A 2503-nucleotide genomic window follows, 5' to 3' on the forward strand; every position below is an offset into this window, starting at 1 on the left:
GCGCGTGCGCGAACGCGTCCGTCACGGCCCCGGCGCGCGGCCCGTGCAGCGCGCCGGGCACCGGGGCGCCGGGCAGCCGGCTCGCGTCCGGCGCACCGTCCGCCGTGCGCGGCAGCGTGTCGAGCAGCATGACCGTGACCGGCACCAGGTCCCGGTCCAGTACGTCCCGCACGGCGGCGCGCAGTTGGACGGGCGAGGGCCCGCTCCACTCCCGCAGCACGGCGTACGCGAGGAGAGGCCCGCCGGGCGGGGCGAGGACCGCGGCGTCGGCGACCCGGGGGTGGGCGCGGAGAGCGGCCTCGGCCGGGTGCGGGGCGGCGGCAGCAGCCGGAGTGACGCCCGCGCCCGTCACCGCGCCCGTCACTGCGCCCGGGCCCGGGCCCGCGCCCGCAGCCGGGTCCGCGCCGACAGTCGGTGCGGATTCCGTACCGGCGTCAGCCTGTCCCGCCTGCGACGAGCCGGGCAACTCGGAGATGCGGCAGGAGGGTTCGGCGGCGACGGCGGTCAGCAGCGCCGCGAAGGAGCGGCCCAGCGCCGCCCCCGTCCCGTCGTCGAGCGCGGCCCTCCCGTACTGCACCAGGCTCGAAGGACCGCCCGCGTGCACCAGGGCGAAGGACAGGTCGAACTTGGCCTCCGCGACGGTGACTTCGACCGCCTCCGCCCGCAGACCGGGCAGCCGCAGCGCCGTCGGCTCGCCCAGCACGTCGGAGGTCACCCGGACCAGCGCCGTGCCGTCGCCGCCGCGCGCCGCAGCGCCGAGCCGCTCCATGATGAGGTCGTACGGCACCTGCCGGTGCTGCTGCGCCTCCAGCAGCGCGTCCCGCACCCGCTCCACCAGCACCCCGAACTCGGGGTCGCCGGACAGGTCCACCCGTACCGGCAGGGTGTTGACGCACAGCCCCACAAGACCGTCCATGTCCCGGCCCTCGCGGTGACCGGCCGCACAGCCGATCACCAGGTCGGTCCTGCCGGTCAGACGGTGCAGGGCGGCGAAAGCGGCGGCGAGCTGCACCGTGAACAGCGTGGCCCGGCGCTGCCTGCCCAGCTCGCGCAGGGCGTCCGGCACCTCCGCGCCCAGGGGTTCGAGACGGACGGCCGCGGGCCGGTCCGCCAGGTCGGCGGGCGGCGTCGCGGGACGGGGCAGCGCGGGCGGCACGGCTCCGGCCAGCTTGCGGGCCCAGTGGTCGAGACCGCGGCCGAGCCGGTCGCCCGTTTCCTGCTCGCGCCGGGCGAAGTCCGCGTACTGCGGCGGCGGTACGGAGAGCGGCGGCGCGGCGCCTTCGCCTCCGGCGGCACGTGCGTACAGCCGGCCGAGCTCGTCGGCGACGGTCTCCAACGAGTGTCCGTCCACCGCGATGTGATGGAACGTCAGCAGGACGGTGTGGTCCTCGGGACCGTGCCGCAGCACCAGGGCGCGCGGCAGCGTGTCCGCCGCGAGGTCGAACGGGAGGCGGGCCTCGGCGGTCAGCAGAGGGGCCCAGTCCTCGTCGTCCGCACTGCCCGCGGTGTCGACCACGCGCACCGGGACCGAGCCGGGGGCGGGCAGCGCCTCCTGGTACGGCACGTCGTCGTGCTGTCCGTACCGGGTGCGCAGGATCGTATGACGGGCGACCAGCGCGGTGAGCGCCTCGCCGAGCGCGTCCAGGTCCAGGGGACCCGTCAGCCGGGTGGCGAACGGCACGCTGTAGACGCCGTCGCGGTGACCGAGCCGGTCCATCAGCCACATGCGCCGCTGGGCGTGCGAGAGCGGCGCGCGCCCGGAATCGGACCCGGCGCCCGTGGCCGGAACCGGGGCGGAGGGCCGGGACGTGGCGCGGGAGCGGGCCCGGCGCAGCAGCTCTTCCTGGAGGGAAGCGGGGGTGTCAAGGGACATCGGGGTGCTCCGGCGCGTCGGGGTGCGAAAGGGAAGAGGGCTGCGGAAGGGACGGGGCCTGGGGGAGGGAAGAGGGCTGCGGCAGGGGATGCAGGTCGGTGTGGGCCGCCAGCAGGGCCCGTTCGACCAGGGCGGCGTGCCCGGCCACCGTCGGCGAGGCGAAGAAGTCGGCGAGGGACAGCTCGACGCCGAGGTCCTCGCGGAGGTCGTCGGTGACGACCAGGGCGAGCAGCGAGTGACCGCCCAGGGCGAGGAAGTCGTCGTCGGGCGACGCCACTTCACATCCGAGCGAGCGCGCCCACACCTCGGCGACGGCCTCCTGGAGCGGGGTCAGCGGCGGCGTGGCCCGCCCCGCCCCGGCCTGGGACGCGGCGGCCGGGTCGAGCGCCGCGAGCGCCCGCCGGTCCACCTTGCCCGTCGTGGTGAGCGGCAGCCGCTCGACCACGGTCAGCTCGTCCGGGACCAGATGGGCGGGCAGCAGTCCGGCGAGGGCGGACCGCAGCGATTCCGGGTCGGGCGCCGCTCCCGCCACCGCCACCACGAAGGCGGCCAGCCGGGCGTCGTCGGGAGCGGGACGGCGCACCGTCACGGCCGCGTCGTCCACCTCGGGCAGGGTGCGCAGCACGTGCT

General features: G+C 76.9%; 2 protein-coding genes. Both read right to left on the reverse strand.

All coding sequences use genetic code 11. The annotated features are described in order from the left end of the window. Nucleotides 1–1873: condensation domain-containing protein (locus ACWGIG_RS23305; RefSeq protein WP_453323576.1), on the reverse strand; the 1873-nt coding region annotated here is incomplete at its 3' end. Next, nucleotides 1863–2503, reverse strand: a 641-nt coding sequence (locus ACWGIG_RS23310) for a phosphopantetheine-binding protein (RefSeq protein WP_453323577.1), incomplete at its 5' end; no start/stop codon positions are given. The genes ACWGIG_RS23310 and ACWGIG_RS23305, both read right to left, overlap by 11 nt.

It is taken from the genome of Streptomyces sp. NPDC054863, from assembly GCF_053610825.1.